General features: G+C 43.8%; 23 protein-coding genes. 5 read left to right on the top strand and 18 right to left on the bottom strand.

Going from position 1 to position 22,861, the window contains the following annotated elements; translation table 11 throughout:
• Positions 1-177: 177 nt before the first annotated feature.
• Complete coding sequence (gene ppk1 / locus ICE88_RS06725) at positions 178-2,292, top strand: polyphosphate kinase 1 (protein WP_216250876.1); 2,115 nt, start codon at positions 178-180, stop codon at positions 2,290-2,292.
• Between the two features lie 33 nt (positions 2,293-2,325).
• Here the strand turns inward: ppk1 and phoR are convergent, their stop codons facing one another.
• Positions 2,326-3,621 (bottom strand): phosphate regulon sensor histidine kinase PhoR, encoded by a 1,296-nt coding sequence (gene phoR, locus ICE88_RS06720; RefSeq protein WP_216250873.1) that lies wholly within the window; start codon positions 3,619-3,621, stop codon positions 2,326-2,328.
• 196 nt (positions 3,622-3,817) lie between these two features.
• On the opposite strand from phoR, the gene ICE88_RS06715 reads away from it, so the two are divergent.
• Both ICE88_RS06715 and ICE88_RS06710 read left to right on the top strand, forming a co-directional pair.
• Positions 3,818-3,997 carry a hypothetical protein gene (locus ICE88_RS06715; protein ID WP_216250870.1) on the top strand — a complete coding sequence of 60 codons (180 nt, stop codon included), beginning with the start codon at positions 3,818-3,820 and terminating at the stop codon, positions 3,995-3,997.
• 66 nt (positions 3,998-4,063) lie between these two features.
• Entirely contained in the window at positions 4,064-4,459 is a 396-nt protein-coding gene (locus ICE88_RS06710) for a diacylglycerol kinase (protein ID WP_255535245.1), read from the top strand.
• A gap of 51 nt (positions 4,460-4,510) precedes the next feature.
• Here ICE88_RS06710 and phoB read toward each other — a convergent pair whose 3' ends face one another.
• The 10 genes from phoB to ICE88_RS06660 all read right to left on the bottom strand — a co-directional run bounded on the left by phoB (position 4,511) and on the right by ICE88_RS06660 (position 12,447).
• Positions 4,511-5,221: a phosphate regulon transcriptional regulator PhoB gene (gene phoB / locus ICE88_RS06705; protein ID WP_216250865.1), complete on the bottom strand. Its 711-nt coding sequence runs from the start codon at positions 5,219-5,221 to the stop codon at positions 4,511-4,513.
• A gap of 3 nt (positions 5,222-5,224) precedes the next feature.
• Positions 5,225-5,929, bottom strand: a complete 705-nt coding sequence (gene phoU, locus ICE88_RS06700; RefSeq protein WP_216250862.1) for a phosphate signaling complex protein PhoU — start codon at positions 5,927-5,929, stop codon at positions 5,225-5,227.
• Between the two features lie 22 nt (positions 5,930-5,951).
• The gene (pstB, locus tag ICE88_RS06695; RefSeq protein WP_216250859.1) at positions 5,952-6,740 is read right to left on the bottom strand and encodes a phosphate ABC transporter ATP-binding protein PstB; all 789 of its coding nucleotides are present in this window, start codon (positions 6,738-6,740) and stop codon (positions 5,952-5,954) included.
• Positions 6,741-6,787: 47 nt separating this feature from the next.
• On the bottom strand, positions 6,788-7,645 hold the full coding sequence (gene pstA, locus ICE88_RS06690) for a phosphate ABC transporter permease PstA (RefSeq protein WP_370624435.1): 858 nt from the start codon (positions 7,643-7,645) through the stop codon (positions 6,788-6,790).
• Positions 7,645-8,631: a phosphate ABC transporter permease subunit PstC gene (pstC, locus tag ICE88_RS06685; protein WP_216250853.1), complete on the bottom strand. Its 987-nt coding sequence runs from the start codon at positions 8,629-8,631 to the stop codon at positions 7,645-7,647. The genes pstA and pstC overlap by 1 nt, the downstream gene beginning before the upstream one ends.
• Before the next feature lie 88 nt (positions 8,632-8,719).
• Positions 8,720-9,748: a phosphate ABC transporter substrate-binding protein PstS gene (pstS, locus tag ICE88_RS06680; RefSeq protein WP_216250850.1), complete on the bottom strand. Its 1,029-nt coding sequence runs from the start codon at positions 9,746-9,748 to the stop codon at positions 8,720-8,722.
• A gap of 242 nt (positions 9,749-9,990) precedes the next feature.
• Positions 9,991-11,013, bottom strand: a complete 1,023-nt coding sequence (arsB, locus tag ICE88_RS06675; RefSeq protein ID WP_216250847.1) for an ACR3 family arsenite efflux transporter — start codon at positions 11,011-11,013, stop codon at positions 9,991-9,993.
• A 61-nt stretch (positions 11,014-11,074) separates the two neighbouring features.
• Positions 11,075-11,566, bottom strand: a complete 492-nt coding sequence (locus ICE88_RS06670; protein ID WP_216250844.1) for an arsenate reductase ArsC — start codon at positions 11,564-11,566, stop codon at positions 11,075-11,077.
• Positions 11,567-11,629: 63 nt separating this feature from the next.
• Entirely contained in the window at positions 11,630-12,115 is a 486-nt protein-coding gene (locus ICE88_RS06665) for an ArsI/CadI family heavy metal resistance metalloenzyme (RefSeq protein ID WP_216250838.1), read from the bottom strand.
• Positions 12,112-12,447, bottom strand: a complete 336-nt coding sequence (locus ICE88_RS06660) for a helix-turn-helix transcriptional regulator (protein ID WP_216250836.1) — start codon at positions 12,445-12,447, stop codon at positions 12,112-12,114. Before ICE88_RS06660 ends, ICE88_RS06665 begins: the two co-directional genes overlap by 4 nt.
• Positions 12,448-12,606: 159 nt before the next feature.
• On the opposite strand from ICE88_RS06660, the gene ICE88_RS06655 reads away from it, so the two are divergent.
• Entirely contained in the window at positions 12,607-12,804 is a 198-nt protein-coding gene (locus ICE88_RS06655) for a hypothetical protein (protein ID WP_216250833.1), read from the top strand.
• Between the two features lie 34 nt (positions 12,805-12,838).
• On the opposite strand, the gene glmM is transcribed toward ICE88_RS06655, so the two are convergent.
• The 4 genes from glmM to ICE88_RS06635 form a co-directional block, all read right to left on the bottom strand.
• Complete coding sequence (gene glmM / locus ICE88_RS06650; RefSeq protein WP_216250832.1) at positions 12,839-14,179, bottom strand: phosphoglucosamine mutase; 1,341 nt, start codon at positions 14,177-14,179, stop codon at positions 12,839-12,841.
• A 9-nt stretch (positions 14,180-14,188) separates the two neighbouring features.
• Complete coding sequence (folP, locus tag ICE88_RS06645) at positions 14,189-15,049, bottom strand: dihydropteroate synthase (protein ID WP_216250830.1); 861 nt, start codon at positions 15,047-15,049, stop codon at positions 14,189-14,191.
• Positions 15,049-16,932 carry an ATP-dependent zinc metalloprotease FtsH gene (gene ftsH / locus ICE88_RS06640; RefSeq protein WP_216250828.1) on the bottom strand — a complete coding sequence of 628 codons (1,884 nt, stop codon included), beginning with the start codon at positions 16,930-16,932 and terminating at the stop codon, positions 15,049-15,051. Before ftsH ends, folP begins: the two co-directional genes overlap by 1 nt.
• A gap of 158 nt (positions 16,933-17,090) precedes the next feature.
• The gene (locus ICE88_RS06635; RefSeq protein ID WP_216250825.1) at positions 17,091-17,762 is read right to left on the bottom strand and encodes an RlmE family RNA methyltransferase; all 672 of its coding nucleotides are present in this window, start codon (positions 17,760-17,762) and stop codon (positions 17,091-17,093) included.
• Positions 17,763-17,898: 136 nt separating this feature from the next.
• On the opposite strand from ICE88_RS06635, the gene ICE88_RS06630 reads away from it, so the two are divergent.
• On the top strand, positions 17,899-18,378 hold the full coding sequence (locus ICE88_RS06630; protein WP_216250823.1) for a YhbY family RNA-binding protein: 480 nt from the start codon (positions 17,899-17,901) through the stop codon (positions 18,376-18,378).
• A 124-nt stretch (positions 18,379-18,502) separates the two neighbouring features.
• Here the strand turns inward: ICE88_RS06630 and ICE88_RS06625 are convergent, their stop codons facing one another.
• The 3 genes from ICE88_RS06625 to carB form a co-directional block, all read right to left on the bottom strand.
• Positions 18,503-18,973, bottom strand: coding sequence for a DUF4149 domain-containing protein (locus ICE88_RS06625; protein ID WP_216862212.1), 471 nt, complete (start codon positions 18,971-18,973; stop codon positions 18,503-18,505).
• 37 nt (positions 18,974-19,010) lie between these two features.
• A complete protein-coding gene (gene greA / locus ICE88_RS06620; RefSeq protein ID WP_216250821.1) occupies positions 19,011-19,487 on the bottom strand; it encodes a transcription elongation factor GreA in 477 nt (158 codons plus the stop codon).
• Positions 19,488-19,610: 123 nt separating this feature from the next.
• Positions 19,611-22,856, bottom strand: coding sequence for a carbamoyl-phosphate synthase large subunit (gene carB, locus ICE88_RS06615; RefSeq protein ID WP_216250818.1), 3,246 nt, complete (start codon positions 22,854-22,856; stop codon positions 19,611-19,613).
• Positions 22,857-22,861: the final 5 nt, after the last annotated feature.

Here is a 22,861-nt window from a genome sequence, read left to right as displayed (position 1 = left end):
TCGACAGCGGCAACCAGTTCTTTTGACGCATTAGAGGAATTGGAATGGTTAGAACTCACTTCATTTTCTTTTATTTATTTACTGCATAGATTATGACGTCAATATGACAGCGTGATGACAAAATTGATTGATAGATTTGTCATATTTTTGACATAGAGCTTAGTCAAAATGATAAATATGCAATTAACTAGCCTCGCCACAGCCCCCAGCTCAAACATTCCATTACTCAACAGAGAATTAGGTGCCTTAGAGTTTAATTCAAGGGTGTTGGCACAGGCTGAAGATCCAAAAACACCTCTTTTAGAGCGTTTACGTTTCATTTGTATTGTTTCATCCAATATGGATGAGTTCTTTGAAATCAGAATGTCTGGAATCAAAGAACAAATGAAAAGTAATCCCAAAAATCTCACGCCGGATGGTCTGCAGATCAAAAAAGCCTACGACATCATCACTAAAAATGCTCATGCCTTGGTTGAAAGAAAATTTAAATTACTTCAAGAAGACATTCTTCCAAAGTTAGACAAGGCTGGCGTTAAGTTTTTCCCAAGCACAGAATGGACCCCAGAGATCAAGCGCTGGGGGAAAACATTTTTTGATAAAGAGTTGGTGCCACTACTCACCCCTATCGCTTTAGATCCTGCCCATCCATTTCCGAAAGTCATCAACAAAAGCTTGAACTTTTTAGTGACTTTGGAAGGAAAAGATTCATTTGGCAGAAAACCAAAATTAGCAGTCGTGCAAGCACCAAGGTCTCTACCTCGCGTGGTGCCTTTACCAGAGCATTTGAGCACAGGCCCTCATGGCTTTGTGTTGCTCTCTTCTTTTATTCAAGCCTTTGTTCCTGATTTATTTAAAGGCATGACAGTCACTGGCTGCCACCAATTCAGAGTGACCCGTAATTCTGATTTATTTGTTTCTGAAGATGACATCACCGATTTACGCTCCGCACTTCAAGGCGAATTACCGACCCGTCACTTGGGCGACGCTGTTCGTTTAGAGATCACGGCCGAGATGCCGCCAGAACTTCAGGAATATTTACAAAAAGTAGAGAAATTGAAAGATTCAGACTGTTACAGAGTGAACGGTCCTGTGAATTTGGTACGTTTGGTACAAATCCCTGATTTAGTCGATATTCCAAAATTCAAGTTCAAACCTCACAACCCAAAACAGTCAATTGCTGGCAGTCCTGGTGACACTATTTTTGAAAAAATATCTCAGTCAGATATTTTGTTGCATCACCCTTATGAAAGCTTTGACCCAGTTTTAAAAATGCTTCAAGAGGCAGCCAAAGACCCGAATGTTCTAGCCATCAAACAAACTGTTTACCGCACAGGCGAACAATCATTGGTGATGGATGCACTCATGGAAGCCGCTCGTAACGGTAAGGAAGTAACCGTGGTGGTTGAGTTATTGGCACGCTTTGATGAGCAAACCAATATTGCGTGGGCAGCAAAGCTGGAGGCAGTTGGTGCACACGTTGTATATGGCGTGGTTGGTCACAAGTGTCATGCAAAGATGTTGTTGATTGTTCGTCAAGAAACCATACCTGCTTCAGGTCGAAGTAAGGCAAGGAAAGTTCTGAAGCGCTACGCTCATTTGGGAACAGGCAATTACCACCCAAGAACTGCCAAGTTATACAGTGACTTTGGTTTGATGACGGCTGATCAAGCGATGTGTGAAGATATGCACCATGTGTTCATGCAACTCACAGGTTCAGGAGGCAGAGTTGAACTGAAGCACCTTTGGCAGTCTCCTTTTACGATGCACTCAGAATTGATTGCGCACATTCGTCGTGAGGCCAGAAACGCCAAACAAGGCAAAAAGGCTCACATCATGGCGAAGATGAATGCCCTTCTTGAACCAACCATCATTCAAGAGCTGTACAAAGCCTCTCAAGCTGGCGTTAAGATTGATTTGATCATTCGAGGCGTGTGTGCACTAAAGCCAGGTGTACCTGGCTTATCAGAAAACATCAAAGTCAGATCGATTATTGGACGCTTCTTAGAGCATCACCGGATTTATTACTTCCATGCTCTTGGTAATGAGGTTTTATATCTATCATCCGCTGATTGGATGGATCGAAATCTCTTCAGACGAGTTGAAGTAGCCTTCCCAGTGCTTGATAAAAAACTCAAAGCTCGGGTGATCAAAGAAGGCTTCCAGATGCTGCTGAAAGATAATTCGACTGCTTGGCTCATGAATGATCAAGGTCACTACCATCAGACCAAGAAACGTGCGACTTCAGTCGAATACATTGGTCAAAAAGAATTAGTACAACTGTTAACTCTTTGAGTTAACTAATAAGAAGTTTTGTATGCCAATCAGTTATAAGGCAATGCGTTGCTGCGGGAAGCTCAAAGAAAACTCACTGCCAACACCCAGTGTTGATTCAATCTTGAGCTCTCCATGATGACGGCTGATGACATGCTTGACGATGGCCATGCCTAAGCCAGTACCACCGGTGTCTCTTGAACGACTGCGATCCACGCGATAGAAACGCTCGGTCAAACGCGGAATATGTTCTTGAGCAATACCAGTTCCAGTATCAATCACTGAGAAGATGGCTTCATCGCCTGAGTCAGACCAACGAATCGTGATATTTCCACCATCCGGCGTATAGCGCACGGCATTTGATACCAGGTTGCCAAAGGCAGAATAAAGTTCTAAATCGTCGCCAAGAACATTTTTCTGGCTATTGTTTTCCACAACAATCTGATGACGACCTTGCGACAAACCTTGAGCATCTGATTGCAAGCGAGAAAGCATCACTCCCATTGGTACAACTTGGGTCACAGGAGGTTCTGGGTTTCCTTCTAATTTAGCCAATGTTAATAGGTCTTCAACCAGGGTTTTCATGCGACCTGTTTGAACACTCATCAAATCCAAATATTTCTTTCGATCTTCTTCATTTAACTCAAGCTCTTGAACAGTTTCCAAGAATCCTGATAAAACAGTCAAAGGAGTTTTGAGCTCATGAGAGACGTTGGCCACAAAGTCTCGGCGCATTGAATCAGTTTTCTCGATTTGAGATACATCCTGAGACAAGAGAAGTTTTTGCTTATCGCCATAAGGGAAAATCTGCACATCCAAGCTAAATTGCTCAAACGTCCCCATATTATTTAAACGAACTGGTTCACGATAGTTTTGACGAATGATGTATTGCACGAAAGCAGGTTTACGCAAAATATGGGTGACGCGTTGCATGGCGTCGCGTTTGGCATTGATGCCAAAGTGCTGCTCAGCAATGCCATTACACCATTCAATTTGGTCATCCTCGTTGAGCATCACCACACCATTAGGGGTGGCTTGAACAGCCTGAATAAAACGACTGTGCTGCTGTTCAATTTCTAGAACTTGATCCCGCCAAGAGCGCACCAACTTGTGTAAGCGGTAATAGATTTCCCCCCAAATGCCTAAAGCACTAGGTACTTCCCCATAATTGGGAGATAACAATAAACGACTAAGTCTAGAAGCGTGCCAAAGTTGATGAATGAGTAATAAGCTCAAGCAGATTGTTGCTGCCAGTAAGCCTTCAAGCAATCCAAATATCTCGCCCACTAACCAAGAAATTAGGAAAACGATTAAGAAAATCGTGATTAAACGAGTTTTTAGCGACAACATAGTGTGAATATTAACAAGTCTTTGAAAAACAATAAAAATTCAAGATTTATTCATTCCCTGAAATGGTGATATCCGCCTCTCAAGCCCTATTTTAATGGCTCTTTAAAAGTTCTTGAATCCTTCATCGGATTGTCAAAAATCCTGCGTAAGCTTCTCTCCATGACTTCTCATGAGATTTGAATAAGGATTCATCGACATGGCCCAAGAGTACAAAATTTACTTTTCTATGAAAGATATGATGCAGCCAAATGAACCCGTTAGCACTGAACTTCATAAATCAATTGAATATCAGTTAATCAAAACCAGTGCTCATTATTTTGATTTGGATTTACCTGAAAAATACAAGCAAGTCCTAGTGAGTAACAGAAGTAATTGAATTTGATGTGACATCAAGTTGTCATAGTTTTGTTGCTTAATGTTCTTTATTTGCTTCAGATTGAACATGAAAAAATACAAAATAGAAGACAATCCTCACAAAGGCAATAAAGGCATCACACGAGCATTTCGTGCAGCCATCAATTCTTGGAATGGCCTCATTTATGCGTTCAATGAAGAAAGCGCCTTTCGCCAAGAACTGGGCATGAGCCTGGTCTTAATTCCATTGGCAATTTACTTGCCTGTGACACCGATTGAGAAGATTCTTTTGATTGCATCAGTGATCTTGGTACTGATCATTGAACTATTGAATTCAAGCGTAGAAGCTGCGATTGATCGCATTTCTTTTGAAGTTCATGATTTATCTAAAAGAGCCAAAGACTTTGGCAGTGCTGCTGTGATGCTGGCCCTACTTCTGTGCGGTTTGACTTGGGTGATTATTTTGAGCGGGCACTATCTCTGATAGCACCCTACAAAATCAATTATTTCTGAGTACCCAACACCAAGTAAGGGATTACTGAGTCACCGGTGTTTTAGTCAGACGATAGCCACTGCCTCGAACTGTTTCAATCAAGTTCTGACAATTTGATGGGGCTAAGGCAGCTCTTAAGCGCTTGATGTGAACGTCCACAGTGCGTTCTTCAACAAACACATGATCACCCCACACCTTGTCTAAAAGCTGGCCTCTGGAATGGACACGCTCTGGGTGGGTCATGAAGAAATGAAGCAATCTAAACTCTGTAGGGCCCAAGTCAAGAGTCACTTCATCCACACCATTGTTGGCTAAAACACGGTGAGCCACAGGATCTAGACGCAGATTATTGATTTGCACCACTTCATCGGCCAATTGTGGAGAACGTCTTCTGAGCACTGCACGAATACGCGCCACCAATTCTTTTGGTGAGAAAGGTTTGGTCAAGTAATCATCTGCACCAGCTTCTAGACCTGCAATCTTATCCATCTCTTCACTGCGAGCAGTCAAAAGAATGATCGGAATATCCTTGGTTCGCTCATTAGCTCTCAGCTCTTTTGCAAACTGAACGCCTGATTTACCAGGCAACATCCAATCCAAGACCACCAAATCCGGCAAAACTTCTTTCATTAATTGAGAAGCTTGCTCCGTCTGAAATGCTCTGACAGGTAAAAAGCCTGCGTGACTGAGATTAACTGCAATTAACTCAGCAATCGAAGGCTCATCTTCAACAATTAAAATACTGCTTGCCATAAATTAGCTATTAGCCTCTTGTGTTAATTGCTCATGTGGCAAGTGACGAACATCAGTTCCTTTTACGATATAAATCACAAATTCAGCAATGTTCTTTGAGTGGTCACCAATGCGCTCAACTGCTTTAGCAATCGATAACATGTCCAAACCTACAGAAATGGTTCTTGGATCTTCAGCCATGTAGCTTGTTAGTTTGCGCACAAAGGCTTTGAATTCTTCATCGATTTGCTTGTCTTCATTGACCACTTCGGCAGCTGCCTTGGTGTCCAATCTAGCAAAGCAATCCAAACTTCTGCGCAATAAAGACACAGCCATCTGACCAGACAAACGAATTTCTGCAGTATTGATGCTGTGTGAAGCGCTGTCTTCCAAAATATGTTTGGTACGTCTAGCAATACGATCCGCCTCGTCACCTGCGCGCTCTAGGTTTGTGATGGCTTTAGAAACTGCCATTACCAAGCGAAGATCTCTCGCTGTTGGTTGACGACGTGCGATCAACTCAGTACAAGCTTGGTCAATCGTGATTTCAAAATCATTCACTTCGGCTTCACGAACCATCACTTGGTCGGCCAAGTCGCCATCTAATTGAGCGAACGCTCTCATCGCCATGGATACCTGTGACTCTACCAAGCCGCCCATTTCAAGCAAGCTGCCACAAAGGGCATTGAGGTCGTTATCAAATTGTGAGGATAAATGTTTATCGGGCATATCAGTCTCCTAAATTCTTGTATTAACCAAAGCGGCCAGTGATGTAATCTTCAGTTTCTTTGCGTTTTGGCTTCAGGAAGATCTCATCGGTCTTACCAAACTCCATCATCTCGCCCAAGTACATATAGGCTGTGAAGTCAGAAACGCGGGCCGCTTGTTGCATGTTATGCGTCACAATGGCAATCGTATAGTCTTTTTTCAGTTCGTGAACCAATTCCTCTACTTTTGCAGTGGAAATTGGATCCAAGGCTGAAGTCGGCTCATCTAACAACAAGATAGAAGGCTTAACAGAAACCCCACGAGCAATACACAAACGCTGTTGCTGACCACCAGACAAAGACAAACCACTTTGGTTCAACTTGTCCTTAACCTCGTCCCACAAAGCCGCCTTGGTCAATGACCACTCGACACGCTCATCCATTTCAGCGCGTGACAAAGATTCATATAACTTCACACCAAAAGCAATGTTGTCATAAATAGACATTGGGAATGGTGTTGGTTTTTGGAAAATCATGCCAATGCGTGAACGCAATAAGTTCAAATCTTGCTTGGGGTCCAAAATATTATTGCCATAGAAATTAATTTCACCCTCAGCGCGTTGACCTGGGTACAAGTCATACATGCGGTTCAAGGTCCTGAGCAAAGTAGATTTGCCGCAACCTGATGGTCCGATAAAGGCTGTGACATGCTTCTCAGCAATGTTCAAATTAATGTTCTTAAGACCCTGGAATGAACCGTAAAAGAAATTAAGGTTTTTAATTTCTAAGGCATTCTTCAATGCAGTATCTTGATTTAAATTTGTATCACTCATTACATTTCCTTGAATTTGGTCAACATCAAATAAATTTCTCATGCGATTTAACTTTGAACTTTTTCTCTAAACACTACTCGAGTCAAAATATTTAGACCGAGAACAACCAATGTGATTAACAAAGCAGCACCCCACGCCAAATCAACCCAGTTGTCATAAGGGCTCATGGCAAACTGGAAAATCACCACAGGCAAGTTCGCCATTGGGGCATTCATATTGGTCGAGAAGAACTGATTATTCAATGCCGTAAAGAGCAATGGAGCTGTTTCACCACTGACGCGAGCCAAGGCTAACAAAATGCCTGTGATCACACCTGCTCTTGCTGCAGTCAGGGTTACTGAAAAAGCCACTTTCCATCGAGGAGCACCCAATGCGTAGGCTGCTTCACGCAATGAAATTGGCACTAATTGCAACATGTTTTCAGTTGTTCTAACCACCACAGGAATAGCGATCAGTGACAAAGCAATTGTTCCTGCCCATCCTGAGAAGTGTTTAACCTGAGCGACATAAATAGCGTAGACAAACAAGCCAATCACAATCGATGGTGCAGACAACATGATGTCATTAACAAATCGAGTAACAGCAGCAATTTTGCTACCAGCGCCATATTCAGACAAATAAATACCCGCCATCACACCAATCGGCGTACTGATCAAAGTACACGATGCCACGATCAATAAACTACCGACAATCGCATTGGCCAAGCCGCCACCTTCCGAACCCGGAGCTGGCGTGCTTTGTGTGAACATATTCCAGTCAATGGCTGAGAATCCCTTATAAAAAAGAATACTCAAAATCCAGAGCAAGAAAATCATACCCAATGCCATTGAAAACATTGAAAGGGCTAAACCGATCCAATTTGAACGTTTACGCTTTGCGTAAATTGCTTGATTAACGTTATTCATCATGTCTTTTTACCTTGTCCTGCTTCCATACGCGCCAACATGACCTTTGCAATTGCCAACACAATGAACGTGATCGCAAACAAAGCAAGACCTAAAGAAAATAATGAGGCGTAATGTAAACCTGGCTCCGCTTCACCAAATTCATTGGCCAATGTTGAAGCAATCGAGTTACCAGGAGAAAACAATGAAGCACTTAATTTATGCGCATTACCAATCACGAAGGTCACTGCCATGGTTTCACCCAAGGCACGTCCAAGACCCAACATGATGCCGCCAATCACACCTGTCTTGGTGTAAGGCAAAACAATCTTATTCACGACTTCCCAAGTGGTGCAGCCAATACCGTAAGCAGATTCTTTTAAGACTGGCGGAACAATTTCAAATACATCGCGCATCACAGATGCAATGAATGGCAAAACCATCATCGCCAAAATTAATCCGGCACACAAAATGCCGATACCGTTGAATGCACCAGTGAACAAATAACCCAATACAGGAACCTGCCCCAAAGAGGCTGCAAGAGCAGGCTGAATATATTCAGCAAATAATGGCGCAAAAATGAATAAACCGAACATGCCATAAATAATTGATGGCACAGCTGCTAATAACTCAACGGCCGTACCGAGAGGACGTCTCAATGGTACTGGGCATGTCTCAGTTAGGAATACCGCAACACCGAAGCTCAGCGGTACAGCAATAATTAAAGCGATTAACGCAGTGACCACCGTGCCAAAGACAGCAATAAGACCACCAAATTGACCATTGATGATGTCCCATTCAATTGTGAAGAAAAAGCCTAAGCCAAATTCACTGAGAGCTGGCCAAGCATTGATGATCAAAGATATGATGATGCCAACCAATGCAATGAGCACTGATAAAGCAAAAAATAATGTTGATTTGTGGAAGATGAAGTCCTGAATTTTTTGAATTCTTAAGACTTTTTCTGCCTGCGGTGTCAACATATCAGAAGACCGACTGGTATTCATATAGTTCCTAAATTAACAGTAAAAGCCCGACATCGGGCTTTTACCTTTTACAAACATACTTCGCTAATACTTAGGTAATTGAGTTCAATTACTTAGTATTAATTTTTGTCCAAACATTCTTACGAATAAAGTCTGTTGTAGCGTCAGGCATTGGCACGTAGTCCAAGTCAGCAGCCATCTTCTTACCTTCTTTGAAAGCAAAGTCAAAGAACTTCAATACTTCTGCTGCATTTGCTTTGTTACCTGGCTCTTTGTACATCAAGATGAATGATGCACCAGTGATTGGCCATGACTTAGCACCAGGAGCATCAGTGATGAATGTACCCATGCCTGGAACTTTTGCCCAATCTGTACCTGCAGCTGCAGCTGCAAATGTCTCGTCATCAGGAGCAACGAATTGACCATTCTTGTTTTTGATCTGCAAGAAAGTCATGTTGTTTTTCTTAGCATATGCATACTCAACATAACCGATTGAGTTCTTCACGCGGCTCACGTTAGCAGCAACACCTTCGTTACCCTTACCACCGATTGAAGAAGCTGCTGGCCACTTAACTGCTGCACCAGCACCAACATCTTTTTTCCAGTTAGCGTTTACTTTTGCCAAGTAGTCAGTGAAGATCGCTGTTGTACCTGAACCATCGGCACGGTGAACAACTGTGATGTTTGCGTCTGGCAACTTAACACCTGGATTTAAGTCAGCTAATTGCTTATCGTTCCACTTAACAATGTAACCAGAGAACATTTGAGCCAATACATCACCAGTTACTTTGATTTGACCTGGCTTGATACCATCAACGTTGATGACTGGAACAACACCACCGATGATCGCTGGGAACTGAACCATGCCATCTTTTTCTAAATCTTCAAATTTAACTGGGTTATCAGAAGCACCAAAGTCAACTGTTTTAGCTTTGATCTGCTTGATGCCACCAGATGAACCAATCGACTGATAGTTCAAACCGTTTTTAGTTTTAGCTTTGTAAGCCTCAGCCCACTTTGCATAAATTGGGTAAGGGAATGTAGCACCAGCACCTGTGATATCGGCTGCTAGAGCTAAAGTAACTGTTGAAAGTGCAATCGCACCAGCAACTAAAGATTTTGTAAATAATGCTTTCATAATATTTCCTCATTCAATGACGCACAACGCGACACAGAGGACTTTACCTAGTCTATATGAAAGTTTTGTGACATTCACAAATAGGCTGATTAATTCTAGTAATTTACTTAAATATCTAATTTAATCAATGATTTAAACCAAAATGGTCCTTTAAAAAAGGACCATTTAGAGTAAACAATTGTGTCAAAACGGGGGTTTGATGACACAAATCATGTAATTGATAATGTTTTAGAAACTTTAAATTAGGTGTTTTTGCAGTACCAAGGTTTAGTTTGATTGACAATCTTCACAACCAACAGCATGACAGGAACTTCAATCAAAACACCCACCACTGTTGCTAAAGCTGCTCCAGAGTGGAATCCAAATAAACTAATTGCTGCAGCAACAGCTAATTCAAAGAAATTAGAAGCCCCTATCAAGGCTGACGGACAAGCAACACTGTGTTTTTCACCTAAACGACGATTTAGCCAGTACGCCAGGGAAGAATTAAAAAATACCTGGATCAAAATGGGCACAGCTAAAAGTGCAATCACAAGAGGCTGAGCAATGATGGCCTCACCTTGAAATGCAAATAATAAGACAAGCGTTGCTAGTAACGCAGAGATTGACCAAGGTCCAATTTTTTTCATGGCCAAATCAAAAGTCTCCTGGCCGCGAGACAATAAACTGTGTCTAAGCCACTGAGCAATCAATACAGGAATGACTATGTAAAGCACGACTGAAGTCACCAAAGTATCCCAAGGAACAACAATCGCTGACATACCCAATAAAAAAGCAACCAATGGGGCAAATGCAACAACCATGATGGCATCATTCAATGCTACTTGGGACAAAGTGAATAGTGGATCACCATTTGTCAATCGACTCCAAACAAAAACCATCGCAGTGCATGGTGCTGCTGCTAACAAAATTAAGCCAGCAACGTAACTGTCTATTTGATCTACTGGCAAGTAAGGTGCAAATAATTGGCGGATGAATAACCAGGCTAAAAATGCCATTGAAAATGGCTTTACCAACCAGTTAATGAATAAAGTGACCCCAATGCCTCTGACATGATTCTTAACTTGGTGCATGGCTTTAAAGTCAACCTTAAGCAGCATCGGAATAATCATGACCCATATCAAAAAACCTACAGGTATGTTGACTTGTGCAAACTCTAGACGACCAATTGCCTGGAAAGTATCTGGCATTAATTGGCCAGCTCCAATCCCTACCAAAATACACAAAAAAACCCAAACCGTTAAGTAACGCTCAAATAAACCCATGGTGTTTCTTTCTTTTTAATTTAGCTCTTGTTGTTTATTGCTTATTTTTTATATTTTTTTCTTATTTAACTTCAGCAAGTTTTTTAAGTTCAGACTGGATGGTCATCGCATCTAGTTTCTCTAGAGGCATTGCCGCCAAGATATCCATGCGCTTTCTTAGACCAACCATGACTTCTTTGAATGCACGTCTCTTCTCATCATCAGTACCCTGCACTTGTGATGGGTCTGGATAGCCCCAGTGAGCAGTTGCTGGTTTACCTGGCCAGAATGGGCAAACTTCACCGGCTGCGTTATCGCACACCGTGATGATGAAATCCATTTGAGGAGCATCTTCTTTGCCATAAACATCCCAGCTTTTTGAAGATAGCTTTTCTTCTGGGTATCCCATTTCTTTAGCAAGTTCAGCGGCAAAAGGATTGACCTTGGTGCCAGGTGTTGAGCCTGCTGAGAAGCCCACAAAGCGACCACTGGCATGAGTAGAGGCAATCGCCTCACCTAAAACTGAACGAGCTGAATTGTGCGTACACAAAAAGAGGATGTTGTATTTTTTCATTACTGAATTCCTAAAGATTCAATGAGATTGATAATTAAATGATGTGATTTGATTTAAATTTTTTTATGAGCAACTATTGGATTTTTTTGAGATTGATCCAATCGATACTGTGGCCACTGAGCTGACACCTGATGGCACGCAACAAGCACTGGCAGCTTCTACTGCATCAGAAGACTCATTGAAAACCGGGATTGAATCCAATGTATGGAAAGTTTCCCAAGGAATACCTGATGGATCATTGACCCAATACTTGTCAGACTTTGCATAACAACAAGCAGTACCCTCTTCCTCAACCAATTCAGCTTGCAAGGTATCCAAGCGTGATTTCATATCAGTTAGTTCTGCAGCGTCTTCCACCTGAATACCCAAATGATTAAGGCCTTCAGCAGCACCTCTGGCAGAAATTGCAAAATTGATTTTTGGATCTTCTAACTGCCACTTGGCGTAATCAGTTTTTTCAATGGTTGGTGCCGTAGCAAACATTTTTGAATAGAAAGAAATACTTTCTTTTAAGTTTTTTACACCAACATGAATGTGCATGCGTTTCATTGTTTAGCCTCTGTGATATTTGAGTTATTTTCTTTTTTGACACATGGCTCACCACCACAGCAATTAAAGAGTAAGAAGTCCATGAGACTGGTCACCTGCTCTGCGTGTGGTCGGTAAATCAAGTTTCTACTTTGACGTTCAACCAAAATAAGATTGGCTTGATAGAGCTCTTTAAGATGAAAGGACAAGGTAGCCGCCGGAATACCCAGGCTCTCTTTGATTTCTGAAGGAGTCACTCCCTCAGCGCCTTTTTGCACAATCAGGCGGAAGATATTGAGCCTTGATTCTTGACCAAGGGCTAGGAAGGATTGAACGGCGTCTATATTTTTCATAGTTCCATAATAATGGAACTATGTGACAGATTCATGACAGTTCAGTGATGCGCCACTCCATCAAATAAGGCGCTTTGGTGAACCTTTTGTGAATTGCCTTATTTGTCTTGAAATTGACATGCCAGTCAATGAAACTTCAACTGAATAAGGGAGTTAGCTATGTATACCTATGAAGAAGCCGTTAAACAATTACAAGAAACTGGTTCAATCAGTTTAATGAATTTCAAAGAGTTACCTTATGAAGATCTTGAGGAACTATTAGAAGAAATTAAGAAATGGGCTGTTTATGCCAACGGCAATAAAGACAAACTAGAAAAGAAATCTAAGAAGAAAGATAAAAAGAAGAAAAAGAAGTAACTCAGCTCCTCGCTGAACAGGCCCAGCAAGTTCCTTAAACTGGAATAGTCTGGGCGATCTTCTTGGCTTGATCTTGGGCTTGGTGAGCATCTTGTGCTTCAACCATAACCCTGAGTAAAGGCTCAGTGCCTGATGGGCGAATCAACACTCTGCCGCTGCCATTGAGATTTTTTTCTGCTTGAGTGATCGCCTCTTGCATCTTGGCATCAGTCTTCCAGTCATAACCTTGTTTGTATTTCACATTGATCAAAGTTTGCGGGAACAAGGTCACCTTCTCTAATAGTTGTGCCAAGGTTTTTTGATTTTGCTTCATGGCTGATAGCACTTGCAGTGCTGCCACAATGCCATCACCTGTGGTGTGCTTGTCTAGGCAAATAAGATGCCCAGAACCTTCACCACCTAATTGCCAATTATTTTCTTTTAGCTTCTCAAGCACGTAGCGATCACCAACTTTGGCGCGCTCGAATTGAATGCCTTCAGCCTGAATGGCTTTTTCAACGGCCATATTCGTCATCAAAGTACCAACCACACCCTTGACTGACTCACCAGCATCTTTTCTGGCTTTGGCAATCAGATAAAGCAGTTCATCACCGTTGAATAATCTGCCATGAGCATCGACCAATTGCAGACGATCAGCGTCTCCATCTAAAGCAATACCTAGATCAGCTTTTTCTTCTTTGACTTTTTCAATCAATGCCTTCGGTGCTGTGGCACCGACACCATCATTGATGTTTTTACCGTTTGGATGAATACCAATCGAAACAACTTCAGCGCCTAATTCATGGAACACGTGCGGAGCGATGTGATATGCGGCACCGTGAGCACAGTCGACCACCAACTTGAGTCCGTGAAGACTCAAATGATTAGGGAAGGTGCTCTTACAAAATTCAATATAACGACCGGTTGCATCGTCTAAACGTTTTGCTTTACCCAAGTGAGCTGAATCAACACAGTTCATTGCCTCATTGAGAGCTGCTTCAATTTGCAATTCAACAGCATCATCTAATTTGTCACCATGGGCAGAAAAGAATTTAATGCCATTGTCGTGATACGGATTGTGTGAAGCAGAGATCACAACACCTGCGGACAAACGCAAGGTGCGTGTTAAGTAGGCAACTGCTGGTGTTGGCATCGGACCACACAACATCACATCCACACCAGCTGCCGAGAAGCCTGCTTCTAAAGCAGCTTCTAATAAGTATCCAGAGACACGGGTATCTTTACCAATCAATACAGTGGGCTTGCCATGAGTACCAGCATTTTTTGCCAATACTTGACCTGCTGCGTAACCTAAGCGCATCACAAAGTCAGGGACGATCGGAAACTTGCCGACTTCCCCACGAATACCATCTGTACCAAAATATTGACGTGTCATGTATGTATTTTATAAGCATTCTTGGGTGGCCACCCAAATTTTGACTGCGTCCATGGTTTGATCAACATCATGCACCCGCAATACCTTAGCGCCCCGCTCTAAAGCCATCAGAGCTGCGGCCACACTCGCGGTTTGACGATGAGCCATGTCTTTGCCTGTGATGGCACCCAAACTAGATTTTCTGGAAATCCCAGCAACCACCGGTAAGCCGTGTTGGCAGAATGCTTGGAAGTGCGCCAACATGGTCATGTTGTGCTCCAAGGTTTTACCAAAACCAAAGCCTGGGTCAATCGCTAAACGATCACGCTCCACACCTTCATCTTCTAAAGCAACACATCGTTCCATCAAGAAGCCATTCACCTCAGCGACCACATCTTTGTAATGAGGATCGAATTGCATGGTGCTCGGATCTTTTTGCATGTGCATGAGCATCACACCGCATGAGCTCTTAGCAATAGCTTCAATCGCATGTGGTTGTCTGAATGCCCAAATATCATTGATGCAATCAATGCCAAGATTGATCGCTGCTGCCATTACTTTTGCTTTATAGGTGTCCACTGAAATCGCCACAGGCGCATCTTTCAGAACTTCTAAGACTGGCATCACACGATCTAATTCTTCTTGCAAAGATAAAGGTTCAGAACCAGGACGACTGGACTCACCGCCCACATCAATCATTTCCGCGCCTTCAGCAATCAGTCGTTCCGCTTGCTTTAGTGCTGCATCTCGATTGGCAAAAAGACCACCATCAGAAAAAGAGTCTGGTGTGACATTGAGGATGCCCATCACCACTGGAGCACTGCGTTTGCTCCAATCAAAAAGAAAACGCCCGCAGCGCCATGCCACGGGCGTTAATTCATGCTTCGCCATTAAGCCGCCGCTGGGGCGCCTCCTTCGGCAACCACGGGTGTACCACCTGTGCCGCCGCCATTATTCGGCGCGCTTGGTGGGTACTTCGGTGGACGTGGATCTTTACCAGCCATGATGTCATTGACTTGATCTGCATCGATGGTTTCCCATTCGAGCAAAGCCTTGACCATGACTTCTACTTTGTCACGATTGTCTTCAAGAATCTTCTTGGCCACAGCATATTGCTTGTCAAGAATCGCACGGATCTCAACGTCTACTTTTTGCTGAGTTGCTTCAGACACTGATTTAGAGCTTACCGGACCAAACATGCTTTGCTGATCAGGATCAACATAAACCATCGTGCCAAGCACTTCACTCATACCGTAACGAGTGACCATGTCACGCGCCATTTTTGTGGCACGCTCAAAGTCATTTGATGCACCAGTACTGCTAGAGTTCAAGAAAATTTCCTCAGCCAAACGACCGCCGAACAAAATTGAAATCTCTTCCAACATCTTGTCTTTGTACATGTTCACACGATCATGCTCAGGCAACTGCCAAGTCACGCCCAATGCCCAACCACGCGGCATGATGCTGACCTTGTGAACAGGGTCTGCCTTTGGCAATACTTTTGCCACCACCGCATGACCTGATTCGTGATAAGCCGTGTTACGACGCTCTTCTTCACGCATCACTGCAGACTTGCGCTCAGGACCCATGAAGATTTTGTCTTTCGCATCTTCAAAGTCTTGCATGTCGACTGTGCGCTTATTGCGACGCGCTGCAAACAAAGCTGATTCGTTCACCAAGTTGGCCAAGTCAGCACCCGAGAATCCTGGTGTGCCACGAGCCAACACTGCTGCATCAACGTCGGTGCTGATAGGCACCTTGCGCATATGTACTTTAAGAATCTGTTCGCGACCACGGATGTCAGGCAAGCCAACATACACTTGACGGTCAAAACGACCTGGGCGCAATAGAGCTTTATCAAGCACATCAGAACGGTTCGTGGCAGCAATCACAATCACACCGCTGTTAGGCTCGAAACCATCCATCTCAACCAACATCTGGTTAAGCGTTTGCTCGCGCTCATCATTACCACCACCCATACCAGCACCACGATGGCGACCAACAGCGTCGATCTCATCGATGAAGACGATACAAGGGGCTTGTTTCTTAGCGTTCTCAAACATGTCGCGCACACGAGCTGCACCGACACCGACAAACATCTCAACAAAGTCTGAACCTGAGATTGCGAAGAACGGTACCTTGGCTTCACCAGCGATGGCTTTTGCCAATAATGTTTTACCTGTTCCTGGAGGACCTACCAAGAGCACACCTCTTGGAATGTGGCCACCCAGCTTTTGGAATTTCGTTGGATCTTTTAAGAAATCAACAAGCTCAAAGACTTCTTCTTTGGCTTCATCACATCCAGCCACATCAGCAAATGTGACAGCATTTGTATTTTCATCAATCAAGCGAGCTTTTGATTTACCAAATGAGAATGCTCCGCCTTTGCCACCGCCTTGCATTTGGCGCATCATCAAGAACCAAAAACCAATGATCAACAATGTTGGCCCCAAGTAATACAAAGCAGACACCAAGAGACTTTGCTCTTCATCTGCTTTACCAGTTACTTGAACGCCGTATTTCATCAAGTCACCAACCATCCAAATATCACCTGGGCTGACAACAGAATATTTCTGGCCATCCATTGGAACCACTTGAATGTTGCGACCTTGAACATCCACTCTCTTCACTTTGCCATTTTTGGCATCTTCCATGAATTGAGAATAGGTGATGTTTTCTTGAGCGCGCGGCTTATCGAATTGCTTGAAGACAGTGAACAGCACGAGGCCCACGATGAGCCACACACCAACTTTCTGCATCAAATTATTGTTCACAAAGCCTCCTTAAGGCGGATATATCTATACACAATATGATTCTACTCCCTCCCCTTTTCAAGTGCTGAACTTAAAAAGTCATTAAATCCCATAGATTTGTTATGGTTTTAGCCTTTTTCAGGGGGTTTTTGAGAGGTTTTTGCTCTCGGGTCAAACACTCACTTAAGGTGTTTTCCTAAGAGAAAAGTTTCAGCCGATTTGTCTCTAGAGGCTTTCGGCTTTCTAGGGGTGACGATTTTGAAGACTTTTTTGAATGATTCCACGATTTGGCTGTAGCCACTTCCGTGGAAACACTTGATCAATAGGGCTCCATTGGGCTTTAAGTGGGCCTGAGAGAACTCCAAGGCCAAATCAGCCAAATGACCCATGCGGGCAGCATCAGCCGTTGAAACGCCCGATAAATTAGGCGCCATGTCAGATAAAACCAAATCCACCCTTGGGCCATCAGCAGGATTACCTGGCAATAAGGCTTCAAACTCCCTCAAAACCGCTTCTTCACGGAAGTCGCCTTGCAAAAAGGTCACATCAGCAATGTCTTCCATCGGCAGAATATCAATCGCAATGATCTTGCCAAAAGGTTTTCCATCGGGGGTGTCTGCATTCTTTTTGCCGAACTCAACCAAACGATTGCGAGCGTATTGAGACCAACTGCCAGGCGTACTGCCCAAGTCCACCACCACCATGCCAGGACCAATCAAACGGTCTTGCTCGTCAATCTCTTTTAATTTATAGGCTGCGCGCGCACGATATCCTTCCCTTTGCGCCATTTTGACGTAGGGGTCGTTCAGGTGATCGTTCAACCAGTCTTTATTAAATTTATTCTTTGCCACGCTGTTCCACTTCTGTGTTCAATGAGTGATTCACTCATTTTTTATAGTTAGGTCGCTATTTTCCGCTCTTTTTCATCTGGCACCCCATACTTTGCAATTTAATGCCTTATCATTGAGGTCTTCCAAAGAAATTTCTATGCCAATACTTGAATTATCCTCTGCCGAACGTTCGGCACACCGCTCAGACGCCCATGCGTTAAAACCCATTGTTTTAATTGGTGCTGATGGCTTAACGCCAGCAGTTGTCAAAGAAGTGAACAATGGCCTGAATTTCCATGGCTTAATCAAAGTTCGCGTTTTTGGCGATGATCGCGAAGCCCGTGTAGCCATCTACAACCAACTATGTGATGAATTAAATGCAGCACCGATTCAACACATCGGTAAGTTATTGGTTCTTTACAGACCAAAGGTAGAAAAAGAAGTCACTGAAAAGCGCCGCGGTAAATCTGGCGGCCCTAAAGTGGTGATGGTGAAAAAATTCACACGCAACCCTCAACGTCGTCCAAAACCAGTGGCAACCACTGTGCTTGGTAACGAACGTGTGGCTGCCGGCGGTCAAGTGAAGCGTGCGAAACCACGTCAAACCAGCGCTAAAAAGAAACAGCTCAGCCGTTAATTTTTTAACTACGAGTATCCAAGCTACTAATGAATAAGCCGCTGTTATCAGCGGCTTATTCATTACACTGCTTGTTTACTTTGCTCGTTTACTTTATTTTTTGCATTATTTTTTTACTGTGCTCTTAGTCTATCGGTTTGCTCAAGCGCCACAAGAGCACCAAGCCAATCAAAGATTGCAGTAGATACAAGATACTTGAATAGGTATGGAGTCTACTGAAAGCTTCAGCCAACGGTGAGAGTATCACTGGAAAGCCATGACTCAACGCTTCTTCACGCAAAGAGTCCATCATCGGCTCAAAAATAAATGCTGATACTCCTGCGCAAATCAACATGGTCAACAAGTACCAGCGAATATTTTTATAACGCCCACAACCACGCTTGACCAATAAATTTGCAAACACAATCAAGCCGACACTGAGGATCATGCTGATGATTCCCTCAACGCGGAACAATGCGCCAGCGACCATGCCGGCCACCTGTCGATCTGAAAGAGTTGCAAATAAAGTGGGGGTCACGATGTAACCCACCGTGATGATGCTACCCACCCACAAAGTCAAGATGTAAAGAAAAACTCGTTGGGCGGTGATGTGCATCTAAATGTCGCCTGAAGTTTGTTTGAAATTGCCTGGGTTAGATGTATTTAACGTTCAGAATTTCAACTTCACGGCTGCCGCCTGGAGATGAGAAGGTCGCCACATCACCCTCCTCTTTACCAATCAGCGCTCTGGCGATTGGTGAGCTGATAGAAATCTTATTGGCTTCTAAATCTGCCTCGTCATCTCCCACGATTTGGTAAGTGGCTTTTTTGCCATTTTCTAAATCTTCAATTTCCACAGTGGCGCCAAAAACAATGCGACCCTCAACATCCAATGTTGATGGATCAATGATTTGAGCTGCTGCCAACTTACCTTCTAACTCTTGAATGCGGCCTTCGATGAAAGCTTGCTTTTCTTTGGCGGCATCGTATTCAGCGTTTTCAGACAAGTCACCCTGGGCGCGAGCTTCAGAGATTGAATTGATCACAGATGGACGCTCAACGTGCTTCAAGTTATGCAACTCTTGCTTTAATAACTCTGCGCCATGTTTTGTAATAGGAATGGTACTCATAAATCTACATCCAAAATCTAGTTAATCTAATAACAAATGACTGGTAGTTCTCTACCAGTCATTGTTGTTTTTCGTATTTATTTTTAGTTTACTTCTAATTTATAAGACATCTTAGCCGATATCTTATAAAGAGGCGTGCAAGCCCTGCAAGTCGTAAACTTCAAGCTGATCAATCGCCTTAATACCGGCAACCGCAGCTTTAGCACCACTGATGGTGGTGTAATAAGTCACACGGTTCGCTTGAGCAGTGGTTCTGATGGATCTTGAATCAGCAATCGCTGTTCTTGTTTCATCAACCGTGGTGAATACCAATTCGATTTCACCATTCTTGATCATGTCCACAATGTGTGGGCGACCATCTTTGACTTTGTTCACGCGCTTGACTGGCACTCCAGCTTTTTCAATTGCATCGGCAGTGCCTTGTGTTGCCACAATGGAATAGCCCATGTCGTGAAGCATTTGCGCCACTTCAACAGCTTTGGCTTTATCACTGTCTTTAACAGTCAATAACACTGTGCCTGATTTAGGCAAAGTAGTGCTTGCGGCCAATTGTGATTTGAATAAAGCCTCACCAAAAGTTCTACCAACACCCATCACTTCGCCAGTTGAACGCATTTCTGGTCCAAGAATTGGGTCAACGCCTGGGAATTTATTGAATGGGAAAACTGCTTCCTTGACTGAGAAGTAAGGAGGAATGACTTCTTCGCCAATGCCTTGCTGGTCCAAACTTTGACCAGCCATACAACGAGCAGCAATTTTTGCTAATTGCAAACCTGTTGCTTTTGATACATATGGCACTGTTCTAGAAGCACGTGGGTTCACTTCAAGAACGTAAACGATGTCTTTACCATCCACTTGCTGAATCGCGAACTGCACGTTCATCAAACCAATCACATTGAGGCCTTTGGCCATCGCTGCAGTTTGGCGACGCATCTCATCAACAGTTTCTTTTGAGAGTGAGTATGGTGGCAAAGAACACGCTGAGTCACCTGAGTGAACACCTGCCTGCTCAATGTGCTCCATCACACCACCAATGAAGACTCTCTTACCATCAGAGATACAGTCCACATCACACTCAATCGCATCATTCAAGAATCTATCCAGCAACACTGGTGAGTCATGAGAAACCTTCACGGCTTCACGCATGTAGCGCTCTAGGTCACGACCATCGTGAACGATTTCCATGGCACGACCACCCAAAACATAGGATGGACGAACCACCAATGGATAACCAATCTCTTCAGCCAATTTCAGAGCTTCTGGCTCTGTGCGAGCTGTTCTGTTTGGTGGTTGACGTAGACCCAAGTCTTGCAATAATTTCTGGAAGCGCTCACGGTCTTCGGCAGCGTCGATCATGTCTGGACTGGTACCAATGATAGGTACGCCATTAGCCTCTAAATCAAGGGCTAGTTTCAATGGAGTTTGGCCACCGTACTGAACAATCACACCCTTTGGCTTTTCAATCGCAACGATCTCTAAGACGTCTTCAAGTGTCAGTGGCTCAAAATACAAACGATCAGAAGTGTCATAGTCAGTAGACACTGTTTCTGGGTTGCAGTTGACCATGATGGTTTCATAACCATCATCACGCATCGCTAAAGCGGCGTGCACGCAGCAGTAGTCAAATTCAATACCTTGACCAATGCGGTTAGGACCACCACCCAAAACCATGATCTTCTCTTTGGTCGTCGGTTGTGATTCACATTCACCGTGCTCTGCTTCGTAGCAAGAGTACATGTAGGCAGTGTTAGTTGAGAACTCTGCAGCACAAGTATCAACGCGCTTGTAAACAGGTCTTACCTTCAAGGCATGACGTGCTTCACGAACTGCTTTGGCATCTGTCTTTAACAGTTTGGCCAAACGACGGTCTGAGAAACCTTTTTGTTTGACGAAGCGCAATTCTTGCGCGCTCAAATCTTTTAATTGGCGATCTTGTAATTTCTTTTCAATCTCAATCAACTCTGAGATTTGTGCCAAGAACCAAGGATCGATCGCTGTGTGCATGAATGCATCATCCTTGCTCATGCCCATGCGGAATGCATCACCCAAATACCAAATGCGGTCTGGGCCTGGCTCACGAATTTCTTGGGTGATCTCATCCAAGTCTGTTGATTTCTCATCCAAACCATCCACGCCAACTTCAAGGCCACGCAAGGCTTTTTGGAATGACTCTTGGAATGTTCTACCAATCGCCATCACCTCACCCACAGATTTCATCTGAGTGGTCAAGCGCTTGTCAGCGGCTGGGAATTTTTCAAAAGCAAAACGAGGAATCTTCGTCACAACGTAATCGATCGACGGCTCAAACGATGCTGGTGTTTTGCCACCAGTGATGTCGTTTTGCAATTCATCCAAAGTGAAGCCCACAGCCAATTTCGCCGCAATCTTAGCGATTGGGAAACCAGTGGCTTTTGATGCCAAAGCTGATGAGCGAGACACACGTGGGTTCATCTCAATCACGATCATGCGACCATCCACTGGGTTGATCGAGAACTGAACGTTTGAACCACCAGTGTCCACGCCAATCTCACGCAATACAGCCAATGAGGCATTACGCAAAATTTGATATTCGCGATCGGTCAATGTTTGAGCAGGTGCCACCGTGATTGAATCACCCGTGTGGACACCCATTGGGTCTAAGTTTTCAATCGAGCAAACGATGATGCAGTTGTCTTTGCGATCACGCACCACTTCCATCTCGTACTCTTTCCAACCCAAGAGTGATTCTTCAATCAGAAGTTCACGAGTTGGAGAAAGATCTAGACCACGTTTACAAATTTCTTCGAATTCTTCGCGGTTATAAGCGATACCGCCGCCTGAACCACCCATCGTGAACGATGGACGGATGATCACAGGGTAACCAGAACTACCAGTCTCAGCCATGATCTGTTGCTGAACAGCATTCGCTTCTTCTAATGAGTGTGCGATGCCAGACTTGGCTGAACCAAGACCAATCTTGGTCATGGCTTCTTTGAACTTTTGACGATCTTCTGCTTTATCGATCGCTTCTGGTGAAGCGCCAATGAGCTCACAACCGTATTTCTTTAAAACACCATGTCTGTGCAAATCCAAAGCACAGTTCAAAGCTGTTTGACCACCCATGGTCGGCAAAATCGCATCTGGTTTTTCTTTAGCGATGATGCGCTCAACCACTTCCCAAGTGATCGGCTCAATGTATGTCACATCAGCCATCTCTGGATCCGTCATGATGGTCGCAGGATTGCTGTTCACCAAAATGACTTTATAACCTTCAGAACGCAATGCTTTACAAGCTTGCGCGCCTGAGTAGTCAAACTCACACGCTTGTCCAATCACAATTGGACCTGCGCCAATAATGAGGATACTTTTTATGTCGGTACGCTTAGGCATTCGTC

The sequence above is a fragment of the Polynucleobacter sp. AM-26B4 genome, from assembly GCF_018882285.1.
In the GTDB taxonomy this organism is placed as follows: domain Bacteria; phylum Pseudomonadota; class Gammaproteobacteria; order Burkholderiales; family Burkholderiaceae; genus Polynucleobacter.
This window is presented reverse-complemented; position numbering and strand designations above follow the sequence as displayed.